This window comes from Sphingobium sp. AP49 (assembly GCF_000281715.2).
Classification (GTDB): Bacteria; Pseudomonadota; Alphaproteobacteria; order Sphingomonadales; family Sphingomonadaceae; genus Sphingobium.
This window is the reverse complement of sequence record NZ_CP124576.1, coordinates 2,625,833-2,641,499: the sequence shown is the minus strand read 5'-3', so window position 1 is coordinate 2,641,499 and position 15,667 is coordinate 2,625,833. Positions and strand designations below refer to the sequence as shown.

Sequence of the window (15,667 nt, the reverse complement as noted above, 5' to 3'; positions counted from 1 at the left end):
TCAGCGAACCGGCGCAAAGCCGGCGATGCGGTGATCGCCCGCCTCGACCGGGCGGAAGCGCAGGCGCATGTCGCAGGCCGGTTCCACGCCGTCGTCGTCGACCAATATGCCCGCAATCCGCACGCCCGGCGCATCGTCCGGCTCGAACAGGATGACGGTGTAGGGGACTTCAGCCTTGTGGTCGCCGGGCAGCAGGCTGCGGATCACGGTGGTGAAGCTATAGGCCTTGCCCTCCGGCGAGACCGGACGCCATTCCAGCACGGCATCGGGCTTTCCGGGGACGACTTCGGGCGGATACCAGACCCATTCGCCGGTTTCGGCGTCGGCGGTGATGCGCAGTTCGCCGGCATCGAGGCCGTCGTAGAAGCCCTGGAACAGCGGGTCTTCCAGATGGACGGGATAGATGGGAATGCCCATGGTCAGTCCCTCGCAAGGATGGTGGTGGAATGATTATTGCCGCCCAGGCCAGCAACGGCGCAGAGGCGCGCGTCGGGCACCTGGCGGTCGCCCTCCTGCCCGCGGAGCTGTCGCACGGCCTCGATCAGCAGGTTGATGCCGGGGACATAGCCGCCCGACATATGGCCGCCGCTGGTGTTGACCGGCATCCGGCCGCCCGGTTTGGCATGGCCGGCGGCGTAGAAGCGCGCGCCTTCGCCGCGATCGCACAGGCCCAGCATCTCGGTCTGGACGATCGCCGAGATGGAGAAGCCGTCATAGACCTGGGCGAGGTCCAGATCCTTGGGATCGACGCCGGCCATCGCATAGGCCTGTGCCGCCGAGTCCCAGCCGGGATAGTCGAAGGTGCAGGGCTTCTGCGTGAACAGCACGCCATGGGGGTAATTGTTGTAGCCAATGCCGACGCCCTGCACCGATATCACCGGATGGGGCAGGTCACGGGCGGCCTCCACTGCGCTCACCACATAGGCGCCGCCGCCATCGGTGGTGAGGCAGCAGTCGGCGACGCGCAGCGGGGTCGAGATCATCGGCGTCTGGCGATAGGCGTCGAGGTCCATCGGATCGCGCTTCTGGGCGCCGGGGGTCAGCGCCGCCCAGGCGCGGTAGGTCATCGAGACCGAGGCCAGTTCCGCCTCGCTCATGCCGAATTCATGGGCGTAGCGATTGGCCATGGTCGCGAAATAGGTGGGCTGGCCGAAGAAGCCGGCGGGCATTTCCAGCCCCGCCTTTTGCGGCTCGCGCGCGTGGAAGCCATAGACGCCACCCGGCTTGGTCGATCGGATGGCATAGGGGACGAGGACATGGCGGGCGAGCCCGGCCTCGATCGCGAGCTGCGCCAGCCGCAGCGCGTCGCCGGTGGTGGCCGTGCCGCCCGCCGTGTCGGCGACGGCGGTGAAGCGCCGGGTGGCGGCGCCGATCGCATGAGCGACCTCCTCCGACGGGTGGCCGACATATTTGTTGCTGACATGGCCGTCGATATCGGCGGGGGTGAGGCCCGCATCGGCGATCGCGGCCAGGCTGGCGCGGGTCATCATCTGCATCACCGTTTCCTCGCCCTTGCGCAGGAAAGCGGTTTCGCCAATGCCGGTGATGGCGATCTTGTTGCCCTTCATCATGCGTCCTTGAACCCCTTGCCCTGTGCCACCAGTCGTTCGATCAGCGGCGATGGGGTGAAGGCGGCGCCATGCGCGGCCTCCAGCGCCTTCAGCCGGTCGAGGACGGTGGGAAGCCCCTGGAGATCGGCCCAGAACATCGGGCCGCCGCGATATTTCGGCCAGCCATAGCCGGTGATCCAGACGATATCGATGTCGGACGCGCGCGAGGCGATGCCTTCGTCGAGGATGCGGGCGCCCTCATTCACCATGGCGAAGAGGATGCGATCCTGGATTTCCGCGTCGCTGACATCGCGGCGGACGATGCCCTGCTTCGCGGCGAAATCCTCGATCACCTGCATCGCGACCGGCGAGGGGGTCTGCTTGCGGTTCTCGTCATAATCGTAGAAGCCGCCCTTCGTCTTCTGTCCGTGCCGGCCCATTTCGTTGAGGATTTCGCGGACATTGGCGGAGCTGGTCGTCTTGGGGTTCCAGCCGACATCAAGCCCGACCAGATCGCGCATCTGGAAATGGCCCATGGCAAAGCCGAAATCATACAGCACCTTGTCGACCGCCCAGGGCGTGGCCCCTTCGAGGATCAACTGGTCCGCCTGTGTATTGCGGGCGGCGAGGATGCGGTTGCCGACGAAACCATAGCCATTGCCGACCAGCACGCCGATCTTGCCGATCGTCTTGGCGAGCTTCATGGCGGTGGCGATGATTTCCGGCTTGGTGTCCCTGGTGCGGACCACCTCCAGCAGCTTCATGACATTGGCCGGCGAGAAGAAATGGAGGCCGGCGACGCTGTTCGGCCGGCTGGTGGCGGCGGCGATATCGTCAATGTCGAGATAGGAGGTGTTGGTGGCGAGGATCGCGCCCGGCTTGGCGATCCGGTCGAGCCTGGTGAAGACCTCGCGCTTGACGTCGATCTGCTCGAACACCGCTTCGATGATCAGGTCGCAATCGGCCAGATCCTCCATCGCGATCGACCCGGTGAGCAGGCCCATGCGGGTGTCGACATCCTCGGGCTTCATCTTGCCCTTCTTGGCGGTCGTCTCATAATTGCCGCGTATGATGCGCAGGCCGCGGAACAGTGCGTCCTCGTTGGTTTCGACCAGGGTGACGGGGATGCCGGCATTGGCGAAGTTCATCGCGATGCCGCCGCCCATGGTGCCGGCGCCGATGACGCCCACCTTGGCGATCGGCAGGATCGGGGTGTCGGCGGGCAGGCTGTCGACCTTGGCGGCTTGACGCTCGGCGAAGAAGACATGGCGCTGGGCGGCGGACTGGCTGTCGGCCTGCAGTTCGTTGAACAATTGCCGCTCGAAGATCATGCCGTCGTCAAAGGGCAGTTCGAGGGCCGCCTCGACGCAGCGGATGATCGCTTCGGGGGCGTTGAAGCCACGGAACTTGCGGGCATTGGCCTTGCGGAAATCGGCGAAGATTTCGGGCTTGCCGCGTGCCTCGTCCAGTTTCTCGGTGCGGTCGCGGACCTTGAGCAGCGGGCGGCCTTCGTCGAGCACGCGCTGGGCAAGGGCGATGGCGTCGGCGCGCAACTGGCCTTCGGCGGCGAGTTCGTCGATCAGGCCCATTTCCTTCGCCGCCCTGGCCGAGACCGGGCCGCCGGCGGTCATGAGGTCGAGCGCCTTTGCGACGCCGACGATGCGGGGCAGGCGCTGGGTGCCGCCGGCGCCGGGCAGTAGGCCCAGATTGACTTCGGGCAGGCCGCATTTGGCCGAGGGCACGGCGATGCGATAATGGGCGACGAGCGCGAGTTCCAGGCCCCCGCCCAGCGCGGTGCCATGGATGGCGGCGATCACCGGCTTGGTGGCATTCTCCACCACCAGTTGCAGGTTGCGCAGCGTGGGTTCGACCGGCGGCTTGCCGAATTCGGTGATGTCGGCGCCGGCGAAGAAGGTGCGGCCTTCGCAGATCAGCACCATCGCGCCGACCGCCGGATCGCCGATGGCGGTTTCGACCGCGCTGGCGACGCCCTGGCGCACGGCGTTGGAGAGGGCGTTCACCGGCGGCGAATTGACCGTGATGACCGCGATGGAGCCTTCCACCGCATAGGTGACGACGTCATTGACCTTCATTCAAGCCTCTGTGCGTTTGGGCGCCCGGCTGACCGGCGGATTGCGCGGCCAGCACCTGACGGGCGCGTTGGCGGAAATAATGCTGGAGCCCGGCGATCTCTTCGTCGGTCAGTTCCTGGAAGCGCGGCATGCCCCGTTCGCGCAGGATGCCGTTGTGCAGCACATCCTTCATGCTGGCGGTGTCGAGCGGAACGCCCGACTGGAGCAGGTCCGGCGCGGCGCCGCCGGACACGGCGTTGGCGCCATGGCAGATGGAGCAGCGCTGGCCAAAGACGGTGGCGCCAATGGCGGCCCTGGCGGGATCGACCGTGAAGGCAGGATCATCGATCACCGGCATGTCGACGGGATCGACCTTGGGCAGCGCCGCCTTGCCATCGAGGGCGAAGGTCAGGACGCGCCATTGCTGGGTGCGATAATTCCATTCGCGCGGCAGGCCGATGGCGCTGGGGAAGCGGGAGCCGGCGATCACCGTCACATATTGTTTGCCGCGCGCGCGATAGCTGATCGGCTGGGCCATCACGGCGGTCTGGGCATCGAACGACCAGAGCGGCTTGCCGCTGGTGGCGGCATAGGCGACGAACTTGCCGCCGGCATTGCCCTGGAACAGCAGATTGCCGGCCGTGGTCGCGGTGCCGCCGCCGCCGCGCAGGCCGGGCATCGGAATGCGCCAGGCCTCGCTCTGCGTCACCGGGTTCCAGGCGAGCAGGAAGCTGGTGGCGGGGCGATCGGGCGTGACGCCGGGCGGCGGCGCGCCGGTGCCGACGCTGATGCGCTGGCCGTCAAGATGCTTCCAGCCCTTTAGTGGTTCGGCCGGGTCGATATAGACGCGGCCCTGATCCATCGTCGGAATATAGACGAGGCCGCTGCCCGGATTGAAGGACATCGCCTCGATATTATGGGCGCCGAAGGGCGAGGGATAGACGATCGCCGCCTTGCCGCCGGGATAGCGGGCGGCGGGGTTTTCGATCGGCCGGCCGCTCTTCACGTCGATGCCGCTGGCCCAGTTGACCGGCACGATGTTGCGGGCGGAGATCAGTTTCCCGGTGGCGCGGTCGATGACGTAGAAGAAGCCGTTCTTGGGCGCGTGCATCAACACGTCGCGTTCCTGCCCGTCGATCTTCAGCCGGGCGAGTTCCATGTCCATCGCCGAGTTGAAGTCCCAGGTTTCGCCCGGATTGGTCTGATAGTGCCAGACATATTCGCCGGTGTCGGCATCGAGCGCGACGATCGAGCAGAGGAAGAGATTGTCGCCGCCGCCCGGGCTGCGGATCTTCTGGTTCCAGGGCGAGCCATTGCCGACGCCGATATAGATGCGGTTATATTTGGGGTCATAGGCCATGGCGTTCCAGGCGGTGCCGCCGCCGCCATATTTCCACCATTCGCCGGTCCATGTCTTGGCGGCCATCGCCATCGCCTTGTTCTCGAAGCCGAGTTTCGGGTCGCCGGGCACGGTGTGGAAGCGCCAGAGCTGCTTGCCGGTCTTCTGGTCATAGGCGGTGACATAGCCGCGGATCGGGGCGAAATCGGCGCCGCCATGGCCGATCAAGACCTTGCCGTTGAACACCCAGGGCGCGCCGCTGATATAGCGTTCGTCATCCTTGCCGATGGTCTGGGTCGACCAGAGCTTGTGCCCGGTGCGGGCATTGATGGCGATCAGCCGGCCGTCGATCGTGCCGACATAGACGGCGCCATTGTCATAGGCGATGCCGCGACTGCCCCAGGCGCCGCGCATCTTCTTGTCGGCGGCCTTCCAGCTTTGCGGATCATAGGTCCATAGTTCATGGCCGGTTGTGGCGTCGACCGCGTGAACGACGCTGTAGCCCGAGGCATAATAGAGGATGCCGTCGACCGCGATCGGTGCGGTCAGGCTGGAGCCGCCGCCGTCGATATCCTGATACCAGGCGAGGCCGAGCCGGCCGACATTGCGGTCGTTGATGTCCTTGAGCGGGCTGTAGTGATTTTCATCGATGCCGCCATAGCCGGGCCAGTCGGTGCCGTCGCGCCGGGTCTGTCCGGAGGGCGCGCAGGCAGCGAGCAAGGCCAGAAACGGCAGAGTGAGGGACGCAAGACGCATGAAGATCAGCCCCCGATCGTCCGGTCGGACGGCCAGAAGCGCTGACGCAGCGCCTTCTTGTTGACCTTGCCCATGATGGTACGGCCGATGTCATCGACCATCTCGTAGCCGCGCGGGCATTTATAGCCGGCGAGGCTGGCGCGGCAGAAGGCGTTGAGTTCGTCGGCGGTCGGCGGATCGGACGGGTCGCGCGGGATCACCAGCGCGCGGGCTTCCTCGCCCATTTCTGCATTGGGGGCCGCGACCACGGCGATGTCGGCCACCTTGGGATGGCGCAGCAGCACATGTTCGGATTCCGCCGGATAGATGTTGACGCCGCCCGACACGATCATGTCGGACACGCGATCGGTGATGAAGAGATAGCCTGCATCATCGACATAGCCCATTTCGCCCAGGGTGAAGATGCCGGGCGCGATATGGGCGGCGGCGGTCTTTTCCGGGTCGCCGCGATAGACGATGCCATGGCCGCTGGTGTCGCGGAAATAGACCTGGCCAACCTCGTTGGCGCCCAGCACCGTGCCATCATCGCCATAGATGACGGTTTCGAACGGGGCCAAGGCGCGGCCGACCGATCCCGGACGCTCCAGCCATTCGGGCGAGGTGATGAAGGTGGTGGAGCCGGCCTCGGTGCCGCCATAGGCCTCCACCAGGACCGGGCCGAACCAGTCGATCATCGCCTGCTTGACGGCGCGGGGGCAGGCTGCGCCGGTATGGGCGAGGCGCTGGATGCTGGAGACGTCATATTTAGCGCGCACTTCTTCCGGCAGGGCGAGCATGCGCTGGAAATGGGTAGGGACCATGACCGATCCGGCGACCCGATATTTCTCGATCAGGGCCAGCGCCCTTTCCGCGTCGAAATGCTCGACCGTGATGAGGCTCATGCCGCCGAAGACGTTGCGCGCCATGCCGAGCGGGCCGGTATGATAGAGCGGGCCGACGGCGATACCGGGCGAGGGCGTGATGCGGGCACGGACCGTTTCCGCCAAGGCCTGCACCGTGGCGACGCGCGGGAAATATTGCGGCGGGGTCTCGGTGGCCTTGGGCCGGCCGGTGGTGCCGGAGGTATAATGGAGATGGGGCAGCGGTGGCATGCTGGGGTCAGGCTCGGCGGTCGAGGCGGCGGCAAGCCATTCTTCCCAATGGATCACGCTCTCATGATCGGGGCAGCGCCAGCCGATGACGGTGGCGACGCCGGCCTCGGCCGCGGCGGCAAGGCCCGCCTCCATCGTTTCCGGGCCGACCAGCAGGGCGACGGCGCCGCTGTCCTTGAGGATATAGGCGGCCTCCGACGGGGTGAGATGGAAGCTGACCGGGACGCTGGAAATGCCGGCCTCCAGACAGGCAACATAGGCGATCACGGTTTCAGCGCTGTTGGGCGCGAAGACGGCGACCCGGCGTTCGTGCAGGTCGAGGCCGTTCAGGGCATTGGCGGCGCGGTTCAGCCGATCATCCAGTTGCAGCCAGTCGAGCGAGACACGCTCGTCGGTCAGCGCCATGTCGGTGCGACGGTCGGGCGCGACAGCCTGGAGGGTGAGTGACATCAGGCGTCCTTTCAGGCGGCCGGCGCGTGGACGGCACGCGCGGCGATGGTGGGGGCGAGGTAGCGCAGGGCCATACGGAAGGAGAGGAGGGCGACGACCGAGCAGACGGTGACGACCACCGCCAGCGACTGGCCCAGCGCGGCTTCCGACCGGAAGACATATTGGGTGAGCGCGGCGACGATCGCCGGGCCGGCGCCCAGGCCCAATATGGTGAAGACGAAGAGGAAGAAGGCCAGCATCCGCGCGCGGATCGTCGCCGGTGCGATCAGCCCCATGATCGAGGAGACATAGACCATGAAGGGTACGGTGATGAACTGCGCCACGCAGTAGCAGACCAGGAAGACATAGACGTTGGTGGCGAAGAACATATAGGCGATCACCGGCAGGAAGCCGAGGATCAGCCAACTGTAGAAGCGCAGATGGGCGTCCTTCATGCCGCGCACGAACAGACGGTCGACGATCCAGCCGTTGATCACCAGCGACACGGCCGACACGATGTTCATCAGGCTCAACGCCACGCCATATTGCACTGGCTTCCAGCCGAAATGTCGTTCGATATAGGCGGGCACCCAGTTGGTCATCGAATAGCCGCACATGGCGAGGCAGGATGTACCGACCAGCATCAGCGCCAGCAGCCGCCAGTTCTGGCGCACGAAGCCGGCGATCGCGCCCTTTTCCGCGACCGGGCGCGCGGCCCTGGTCGCGCCGCGGCGGCCCGGTTCGGGAAAGGTGAAGACCAGCAGGGCGATGAGCAGGCCGGGCACGCCGACCATCATCATCACCAGCTGCCAGGGCTGGGCCGGGCCATGGAAGGGAATATGGATGCCGCTATGCGCGGCGGCGAAGGCGATGGCGACGCCGCCCAGGGCAAATGCCGTCGCAGAGCCGACCTTGCCGGCCATCTGGAAGGTGGAGGTGGCGCGGGTCAGCAGGCGCGGCGGGAAGGCGTCGGCGATCAGCGAATAGGCGGCGGGCAGCAGCGCCGCTTCCCCCACGCCGACGAAGATGCGGCCGACCAGCAGCGCCTCATAGCTTTGCGCGAAGCCGCAGGCGGTCGTGGCGACGGCCCAGAGCGCGACGCCGCCGAAGATGATCCAGCGGCGCGAATAGCGGTCCGCAGCCCAGCCGAGCGGCAGGCCGAAAATGGCGTAGAAGATGGCGAAGGACGTCGAGGTGATCATGCTGACCTGCACATCGCTGAGCAGCAGATGCGCCTTGATCGGCGTGACCAGCATCGACACGATCAACCGGTCGACCCAGGACAGGACATAGAGGCCGAACAGCACCGCCACCATCCACCAGGCGGTGCCCAGTTGCTGGGTATCGCGGCCGTCCGGGGCTGTTTCCTGGCTGGTCATCAGCATGATCCTTCCCTTCGCCCTCTTGCGTCTCTCAGCGTTGCGGCAATGCGTTGAGTTCGGCGATCTTGAGCTTGCCGAGCTGGGCCATGTGGACTTCGTCCGGCCCGTCGGCGAGGCGCAGGTAGCGCGCATTCATGAAGGCGGCGGCAGGCGGGAAGTCGCTGGCCATGCCGATGCCGCCGAACACCTGCATCGCCCGGTCGGCGACCGTCTGGGTCATGCGCGGGGCGACGATCTTGATCGCGGCGATCAGATCCTTGGCGACCTTGTTGCCGTGACGGTCCATCGCGTCGGCGGCCTTGAGCGTCAGCAGACGGGCCTGTTCGATCTCGCAGAAGGACAAGGCGATATCCTGGCGGATGCTGCCCTGGTCGGCGAGCTTGCGGCCGAAGGCGACGCGGCTGTCGACGCGGCGGGCCATATATTCGAGCGCGCGCTGGGCCTGGCCGATGAGGCGCATGCAATGGTGGATGCGGCCCGGCCCCAGACGACCCTGGGCGATTTCGAACCCGCGCCCTTCGCCCAGGATCAGATTTTCCTTTGGCACGCGCACATCCTTGAAGACCATTTCGGCATGGCCGCCGGGCGAGTGGACGGCGTTCATCACGTCGAGCGGGCGAACGATCTCGATCCCCGGCGTGTCGGCCGGGATCAGGATCTGCGAATGCTGCTGGTGGCGCGGCCGGTCCGCATTGGGGGTGCGGCCGAGCAGGATATAGATTTTGGTCAGCGGATCGAGTGCGCCCGAAATCCACCATTTGCGGCCGTTGATGACATAGTCGTCGCCATCGGCGACGATCGTCGTTTCGACATTGGTGGCGTCGGACGAGGCGACGCCTGGCTCGGTCATGACATAGCAGGAGCGGATATCGCCCGCGAGCAGGGGCTTGAGCCATTTTTCCTGCTGCTCGGGCGTGCCGTAGCGGGCGAGCACTTCCATATTGCCGGTATCGGGCGCGGAGCAGTTATAATATTCCGACGATCCGATCACCCGGCCCATCAGTTCGGCCAGCGGCGCATATTCGAGGTTGGTGAGGCCGGGGCTCCATGTCCCATATTCATGGGGCAGGAACAGGTTCCACAGGCCCGCTTCCTTCGCCTTGGCCTTGATCGTCTCGGTGCCCGGCCAGCGCTGCCACAGATGGGCGGGATCATGGTGGAAATGATCCCGTTCCTTCTCGATCGGATAGACATGGGCGTCCATGAAATCGGTGAGTTGCGCCCGCAGCGCCTGCACCTTGTCGGAATATTCGAAATCCATGCGATCGGTCCTTTTGGGAAATGGGGCTAAGGCGGGCAGGGGATCAGGTCAGCGTGAGGCCGCCGTCCACGATCAGCGTCTGCCCGCAAATATAAGTGGAGAGGGAAGAGGCGAGGAACAAAGCGACCCCCGCCATCTCGTCCACCGAGCCGAAGCGGCCGAGCGGGATGCGCGACAAGGCGCGGTCGCGCCGCTCGTCATTGTCCATCGTCACCTTGGTCATCTTTGTGTCGACCAGGCTGGGGGCGATGCCGTTGACGCGGATCCCGTCGCCCGCCCAGGCGATGGCGAGCGCGCGGACCAGATTGACGGCGCCGGCCTTGGACGCGGCATAGGCGGGGTTGCCGAAGGTCGCCTTGAACCCGCCGATCGAGCTGACGACGATGACGGCGCCCTTGGTGGCGGCCAGCGCATCCCTGAAGCGGTTGGAGATGTGGAGGATGGAGTCGAGATTGACCGCCATCACCTTATTCCAGCCGTCGACCTCGAACTCCTGGCGGCGATAGAGGACGGCACCCTGCGAATGAATGAGGATGTCGAGCGCATCGAAGGGGGCGGGCGCGGCGGCGATCGCGGCGGGATCGCTGACATCGACCTGGGTATAGCCGATGCCGTCGAGGTCCGACCCTTCCTCGCCGGCATAGTCGGCGGCGCTGGCGCGCGTGCCCCAGACATGGACGCGGGCGCCGCGCTTCAGGAAGGCCTGGGCCATGCCATTGCCGATGCCGCTCGATCCGCCGACCACCAGCACCGTCTTTCCGGTGAAGTCCAGTTCATTGCCCAAGGGGGAACATCCTTCCTGCATGTCAGCGGATCAGCGCCTGGGCGCGGTCGAAAAGGTGGATGGCGCGGCTGTGGAGCCGGTCGCCGGTGTCGCGTGGCGCCTTGCCGGCGCAGGCGCGGGCATGGGTGCCCTCCAGCAGGATGCCGAGCTTGTAGCAGGCAAGGACATGATACCAGTCGACCGCAGACGGATCGCGCGCGGAGCCGGCGCCATAGCGCGCGACCAGTTCGGCGGGCGTCGGGAAACCCTCCCACGGCGTGACCGACACGGTGCTGGCGCCGCTGCCGTCGGGCCAGGTGGCGAGCACCCAGCCCAGGTCCAGCAGCGGATCGCCGATCGTCGCCAGTTCCCAGTCGATGATCGCGGCAAGATCGCCGCTGTCGGGGCGGTACATGACATTGGCGAGATGATAGTCGCCATGCATGATGCCGGGGGTGAAATCGGCCGGGCGGTGTCGTTCCAGCCAGGCGGCGATGGCGTCGACGCTGGGCAGCGCCTGCGGCCCGGTCCAGTCGGCAAATTCGCCATAGCCGGCAAGCTGGCTGCGCCAGCGATCGACCTGGCGGCCGAGGAAATTGTCGGGCCGGCCGAAATCGGCGAGACCCAGCGCCTGATGATCGAGCGCGCCCAATGCGGCGATGCCGTCGACCAGGGCCAGGCCCATGGCGTGGCGCATCTTGGGCGACCCGGCATGGGGCATGGGCAGCTGGCCGACCGGATTGAAGCCATCGACCGGCTCCATCAGGTAGAAGGCGACGCCCAGCACGCTTTCGTCGCCGCAATCGGCGATCAGCGCGGGATGGGGGACATTGGTGCCGGCGATGGCGCGCAGCAGCCGGGCCTCGCGCCGCATGGTTTCATTACTGTTGGGGCGGGGGTGCGCCGGCGGGCGACGGAAAATATAGTCGCGGCCGTCGCGGGTCAGGCGCAGCAGGATATTCTGCGTCCCCCCGGCAAGCGGCGTCACGTTGTCGATCGGACCGGTGCCAAGCCCCTGATCCGTCATCCACGCCGCCAGCGACTCGATGTCGACCGCTGATTCCACTTAGGCATCCCTCGCTTTTATCGACTGTTAGCCGTCGATTAGGTCAATTGGATAATGCACTTGACGAACCAGCATTGCAATGAGAAATTGCACTCATGGTCAGACTTCAACTCGCCAAGGCCGATGATGCCACCCGCGGATCCGCTGCCGAGCAGATCAAGCAGGTGGCGTTGCGCCTGTTCGCCGAAAAGGGCGTCGATGGCGTGACCGTGCGCGAGATCGCGGCGGCGGCGGGGCAGAAGAATCACGGCGCCGTGAGCTATTATTTCGGGTCGAAGGAGGCGCTGGTCCGGGCGCTGGTGATGGACGGCGCGATAGCGCTGGATCGGGAGCGCAATGCGGCGCTCGACGGGCTGGAGGCGCAGGGTGGGCCGCGCACGATCCGCGAGGTGGTGGAGATATTGGTCCGGCCGGTGCTGGCGCTGCCCGACAGCCATTATGTCCAGTTCATCGTCATCTTTGCCATGACCCATCGCGACATGATGCTGGATGCGATCGATCCGGCCTGGAACAATGCCTATGGCCGGTGTCTCGACCATTTGCGCGGGATGATGGCGGACCTGCCGGTGGCGCTGCAGAACCAGCGCTTCGTGTTCATGGGGGCTTATCTGAGCGCGGTGCTTTCGGCGCGGCAGCGGGCGCTGGCCGACGAAAGCCGGGCGCATCCGATGTGGGGCAGCGAGGCAAGCGTCGAGCATTTCCTGCAGACACTGGTGGCGCTGCTGGAAGCGCCGGCGGATCTTCCGGCGGCGATGCTCAAGGGGCTGGGGCAACGCGACGGCGCTATTGCGGATCGGCCGGGTCCTGTCGGTTGAACCGGGGCGCAATCACAATCAGAACATAGAAGACGAAACAAGCGGAGCGGGATGATGGCAGGATTGGACGGGATCGGCGAAGCGGAGCGGATGCGCACGGCAGAGCTGCTGGCGATGCCGCTGGCCGAGCTGATGGCGCAGGCGGCGGCGCTGCGCGACGAAGGCCATGGCCGGGTGCAGAGCTGGTCGCGCAAGATCTTCATTCCGCTGACCCAGCTATGCCGCAATCTCTGTCATTATTGCACCTTCTCGCAGCCGCCACGGCCGGGCGAAAATGCCTATATGACGCGCGAGGACGTGCTGGCGGTGGCGCGCGCCGGCAAGGCGGCGGGCTGTACCGAAGCGCTGTTCACCTTGGGCGACAAACCGGAGCTGCGTTTTGCCGCCGCGCGCGAGGAACTGGCGCGGCTGGGCCATGACAGCACCTTGTCCTATCTGGCGGAAATGGCGGCGCTGGTGCGCGACGAGACCGGGCTGCTGCCGCACATCAATGCCGGGGTCATGACCCGCGAGGAAATGGCCGGTCTGCGCCGGGTTTCGGTGTCGCAGGGGCTGATGCTGGAGTCGGTGTCCGATCGGCTGTGCCGCAAGGGCGGCGCCCATTATCGCTCGCCCGACAAGGAGCCGGCGGCACGGCTGGAGACGATCCGGCTGGCGGGGGAACTGGCCATCCCCTTCACCACGGGCATCCTGATCGGCATCGGCGAGACGCGCAAGGAACGGATCGAGGCGCTGGAGGCGATCCGCGACCTGCAGGATGGCTATGGCCATATCCAGGAAGTGATCGTCCAGAATTTCCGGGCCAAGGAACGCACGGTGATGGCCGATGCGCCCGAACCGGACATGGACGAATTGCTGTGGACGATCGCGGTGGCGCGGCTGATCCTTGGGCCGGAGATGAATATCCAGGCGCCGCCCAACCTGTCGGCGGCGGACTTCCCCCAGCTGATGGCGGCGGGGATCAATGACTGGGGCGGGGTGTCGCCGGTGACGCCTGACCATGTGAACCCGGAAGCGCCCTGGCCGGCGGTCGAGCGGCTGCGCGCCGCGACCGAGGGCGAAGGGCGGATGCTGGTCGCCCGGCTGCCGGTCTATCCCGCCTATGCGCAGGATAATGAGCGCTGGCAGGACCAGGCGATGGTCCGCCATGTGCTGGCCCATGCCGATGCAATGGGCTTTGCGCGCGAGGATAGCTGGTCGCCGGGCATCGCGCTGGAGCCGCGCGTCACGCGGCCGTCGGCGCTGCCGGCCGATCCCGCGATCGCGGCGATCGTCGACCGGGCGATGACCGGGGCGCTGCTGGAAGAAGCCGAGATCGAGGCGCTGTTCACCGCGCGCGAGACCGACCTGGTGCATGTCTGCGCCAGCGCGGACGCCCTGCGGATGCAGGAGATGGGCGACACGATCAGCTATGTCGTCAACCGCAACATCAACTACACCAATATCTGCGCCTATAAATGCAGCTTCTGCGCCTTTTCCAAGGGCGACAAGGCGGAGGCGCTGCGCGGCAAGCCCTATGACCTGGACCTGGAGGAAGTGGTCCGCCGCACCCGTGAGGCGTGGGAGCGGGGCGGCACCGAAGTCTGCCTGCAGGGCGGTATCCACCCCCATTATACCGGCGACACCTATCTCAACCTGGCCCGCGCGGTGAAGGCGGCGGTGCCCGAGATGCACATCCATGCCTTCTCCCCGCTGGAAGTGTGGCAGGGCGCGGCGACGCTGGGCCTGCCGGTCGAGGATTTCCTGCGCCGGCTGAAGGCGGTGGGGCTCGACACGCTGCCCGGCACGGCGGCCGAGATATTGGATGACGAGGTGCGGGCGATCATCTGCCCCGACAAGCTGGACACGGCGCAATGGCTGGAGGTGATCGAGACCGCGCATCGCGTGGGCTTCACCACCACTGCGACGATCATGTTCGGCCATGTCGACACGCCGCGCCACTGGGCAAGGCACCTGATCCGCATCCGCGACCTGCAGCGGCGGACCGGCGGCTTCACCGAATTCGTGCCCTTGCCCTTCGTCCATATGGAGGCGCCGATGGGCGTGCGCGGCCAGTCGCGCCATGGCCCGACCTTCCGCGAGGTGCGGCTGATGCACGCGGTCGCGCGGTTGGCGCTGCATCCCCATATCCGGTCGATCCAGACGAGCTGGGTCAAGCTGGGGCCGGAAGGGGTGAAAGCCTGCCTGGAGGGCGGCGCCAATGACCTGGGCGGCACGCTGATGAACGAGAGCATCTCGCGCGCGGCCGGCACCCAGCATGGCCAGGAAATGCCGCCCGCCGCGATGGAGGCGCTGATCCGGTCGATCGACCGTACGCCCCGGCAGCGCAGCACCGCCTATGGCGGCGTGAGCGCGGATATCCATGCACGCGGAATGACCGCGGCGGAACTGACACCCATGGTCCTGACGCCCCCGCGCAAGCGGCGGCGCGAGGCCGATACGAACCAGGAGAGGTTTGAATATGCAGAATGAAGCTTTGGCGACGATCGCCGTGCTTGGCGGGACCGGCAAGGAAGGCGGCGGCCTGGCGCTGCGCTGGGCGCACAAGGGACACAAGGTCATCATCGGCAGCCGCACCGCCGAGCGGGCGCAGGAAGCGGCCGATGCCATGAACGCGACGCTGGGCGGGAGTTCGGTCGTCGGCGCGGCCAATCCCGATGCGGCGGCGCAGGCCGACATCATCGTGCTGGCCGTGCCCTATGCTGCGCAGCAATCGACGGTGAAGGATGTCGCCGACGCGCTGGCGGGCAAGATATTGATCGACGTGACCGTGCCACTGGTGCCGCCCAAGGTCAGCCGGGTGCAGTTGCCCGAAGGCGGATCGGCGGTCGAGGCGGTGCAGAAGATGCTGGGCGATGGCGTTCGCGTCGTGTCCGCCTTCCAGAATATCAGCGCGCATCATTTGACCAAGCTGGACGAGGAGATCGAGTGCGACGTGCTGGTCTGCGCCGACGACAGCGAGGCGGCGGACCAGGTGGTCGAACTGGCGCAGGAAATCGGCCTGCGCGCCTGGAATGCCGGGCCCTTGTGCAATTCGGTGGTGGCCGAGGGGCTGACCTCCGTCCTGATCGCGCTCAACCGCAAATATAAGGTGCCGGGATCCGGCATCCGCATCACCGGCGTCTGATCGCCGCCAGAAGGAG

12 protein-coding genes are annotated in these 15,667 nt (G+C 66.3%); 3 read left to right on the top strand and 9 right to left on the bottom strand.

What is annotated here, in order from left to right:
* From PMI04_RS12635 to PMI04_RS12595, 9 genes are read right to left on the bottom strand one after another with little or no spacing between them, the layout of a single operon-like run.
* On the bottom strand, positions 1–417 hold the full coding sequence (locus PMI04_RS12635; protein WP_007707411.1) for an OB-fold domain-containing protein: 417 nt from the start codon (positions 415–417) through the stop codon (positions 1–3).
* A 2-nt stretch (positions 418–419) separates the two neighbouring features.
* Positions 420–1,571, bottom strand: a complete 1,152-nt coding sequence (locus tag PMI04_RS12630; protein WP_238535889.1) for a thiolase family protein — start codon at positions 1,569–1,571, stop codon at positions 420–422.
* Positions 1,568–3,643 carry a 3-hydroxyacyl-CoA dehydrogenase NAD-binding domain-containing protein gene (locus PMI04_RS12625; RefSeq protein ID WP_007707405.1) on the bottom strand — a complete coding sequence of 692 codons (2,076 nt, stop codon included), beginning with the start codon at positions 3,641–3,643 and terminating at the stop codon, positions 1,568–1,570. Before PMI04_RS12625 ends, PMI04_RS12630 begins: the two co-directional genes overlap by 4 nt.
* Positions 3,630–5,717 carry a PQQ-dependent dehydrogenase, methanol/ethanol family gene (locus PMI04_RS12620; RefSeq protein ID WP_007707403.1) on the bottom strand — a complete coding sequence of 696 codons (2,088 nt, stop codon included), beginning with the start codon at positions 5,715–5,717 and terminating at the stop codon, positions 3,630–3,632. The genes PMI04_RS12625 and PMI04_RS12620 overlap by 14 nt, the downstream gene beginning before the upstream one ends.
* Positions 5,718–5,722: 5 nt before the next feature.
* Complete coding sequence (locus PMI04_RS12615; protein ID WP_007707401.1) at positions 5,723–7,258, bottom strand: AMP-binding protein; 1,536 nt, start codon at positions 7,256–7,258, stop codon at positions 5,723–5,725.
* An 11-nt stretch (positions 7,259–7,269) separates the two neighbouring features.
* A complete protein-coding gene (locus PMI04_RS12610) occupies positions 7,270–8,616 on the bottom strand; it encodes an MFS transporter (RefSeq protein ID WP_007707398.1) in 1,347 nt (448 codons plus the stop codon).
* A gap of 34 nt (positions 8,617–8,650) precedes the next feature.
* On the bottom strand, positions 8,651–9,880 hold the full coding sequence (locus tag PMI04_RS12605) for an acyl-CoA dehydrogenase family protein (RefSeq protein ID WP_007707396.1): 1,230 nt from the start codon (positions 9,878–9,880) through the stop codon (positions 8,651–8,653).
* Between the two features lie 43 nt (positions 9,881–9,923).
* Positions 9,924–10,664: an SDR family NAD(P)-dependent oxidoreductase gene (locus PMI04_RS12600; RefSeq protein WP_007707393.1), complete on the bottom strand. Its 741-nt coding sequence runs from the start codon at positions 10,662–10,664 to the stop codon at positions 9,924–9,926.
* Positions 10,665–10,686: 22 nt separating this feature from the next.
* Positions 10,687–11,709, bottom strand: a complete 1,023-nt coding sequence (locus PMI04_RS12595) for a phosphotransferase family protein (RefSeq protein WP_007707389.1) — start codon at positions 11,707–11,709, stop codon at positions 10,687–10,689.
* Positions 11,710–11,804: 95 nt separating this feature from the next.
* On the opposite strand from PMI04_RS12595, the gene PMI04_RS12590 reads away from it, so the two are divergent.
* From PMI04_RS12590 to npdG, 3 genes are read left to right on the top strand one after another with little or no spacing between them, the layout of a single operon-like run.
* Positions 11,805–12,524 (top strand): TetR/AcrR family transcriptional regulator, encoded by a 720-nt coding sequence (locus tag PMI04_RS12590; protein ID WP_007707386.1) that lies wholly within the window; start codon positions 11,805–11,807, stop codon positions 12,522–12,524.
* Positions 12,525–12,575: 51 nt separating this feature from the next.
* The gene (gene cofH / locus PMI04_RS12585) at positions 12,576–14,996 is read left to right on the top strand and encodes a 5-amino-6-(D-ribitylamino)uracil--L-tyrosine 4-hydroxyphenyl transferase CofH (RefSeq protein WP_037485754.1); all 2,421 of its coding nucleotides are present in this window, start codon (positions 12,576–12,578) and stop codon (positions 14,994–14,996) included.
* Positions 14,986–15,651 carry an NADPH-dependent F420 reductase gene (gene npdG / locus PMI04_RS12580; RefSeq protein WP_007707381.1) on the top strand — a complete coding sequence of 222 codons (666 nt, stop codon included), beginning with the start codon at positions 14,986–14,988 and terminating at the stop codon, positions 15,649–15,651. Before cofH ends, npdG begins: the two co-directional genes overlap by 11 nt.
* The last annotated feature ends 16 nt before the right edge of the window (positions 15,652–15,667 follow it).

Excerpts from the sequence above, each read along its gene's own strand:
- PMI04_RS12635 (WP_007707411.1), bottom strand. The coding sequence starts at position 417 with ATGGGCATTCCCATCTATCCCGTCCATCTGGAAGACCCGCTGTTCCAG.
- PMI04_RS12630 (WP_238535889.1), bottom strand. The coding sequence starts at position 1,571 with ATGATGAAGGGCAACAAGATCGCCATCACCGGCATTGGCGAAACCGCT.
- PMI04_RS12625 (WP_007707405.1), bottom strand. The coding sequence starts at position 3,643 with ATGAAGGTCAATGACGTCGTCACCTATGCGGTGGAAGGCTCCATCGCG.
- PMI04_RS12620 (WP_007707403.1), bottom strand. The coding sequence starts at position 5,717 with ATGCGTCTTGCGTCCCTCACTCTGCCGTTTCTGGCCTTGCTCGCTGCC.
- PMI04_RS12615 (WP_007707401.1), bottom strand. The coding sequence starts at position 7,258 with ATGTCACTCACCCTCCAGGCTGTCGCGCCCGACCGTCGCACCGACATG.
- PMI04_RS12610 (WP_007707398.1), bottom strand. The coding sequence starts at position 8,616 with ATGACCAGCCAGGAAACAGCCCCGGACGGCCGCGATACCCAGCAACTG.
- PMI04_RS12605 (WP_007707396.1), bottom strand. The coding sequence starts at position 9,880 with ATGGATTTCGAATATTCCGACAAGGTGCAGGCGCTGCGGGCGCAACTC.
- PMI04_RS12590 (WP_007707386.1), top strand. The coding sequence starts at position 11,805 with ATGGTCAGACTTCAACTCGCCAAGGCCGATGATGCCACCCGCGGATCC.
- cofH (WP_037485754.1), top strand. The coding sequence starts at position 12,576 with ATGATGGCAGGATTGGACGGGATCGGCGAAGCGGAGCGGATGCGCACG.
- npdG (WP_007707381.1), top strand. The coding sequence starts at position 14,986 with ATGCAGAATGAAGCTTTGGCGACGATCGCCGTGCTTGGCGGGACCGGC.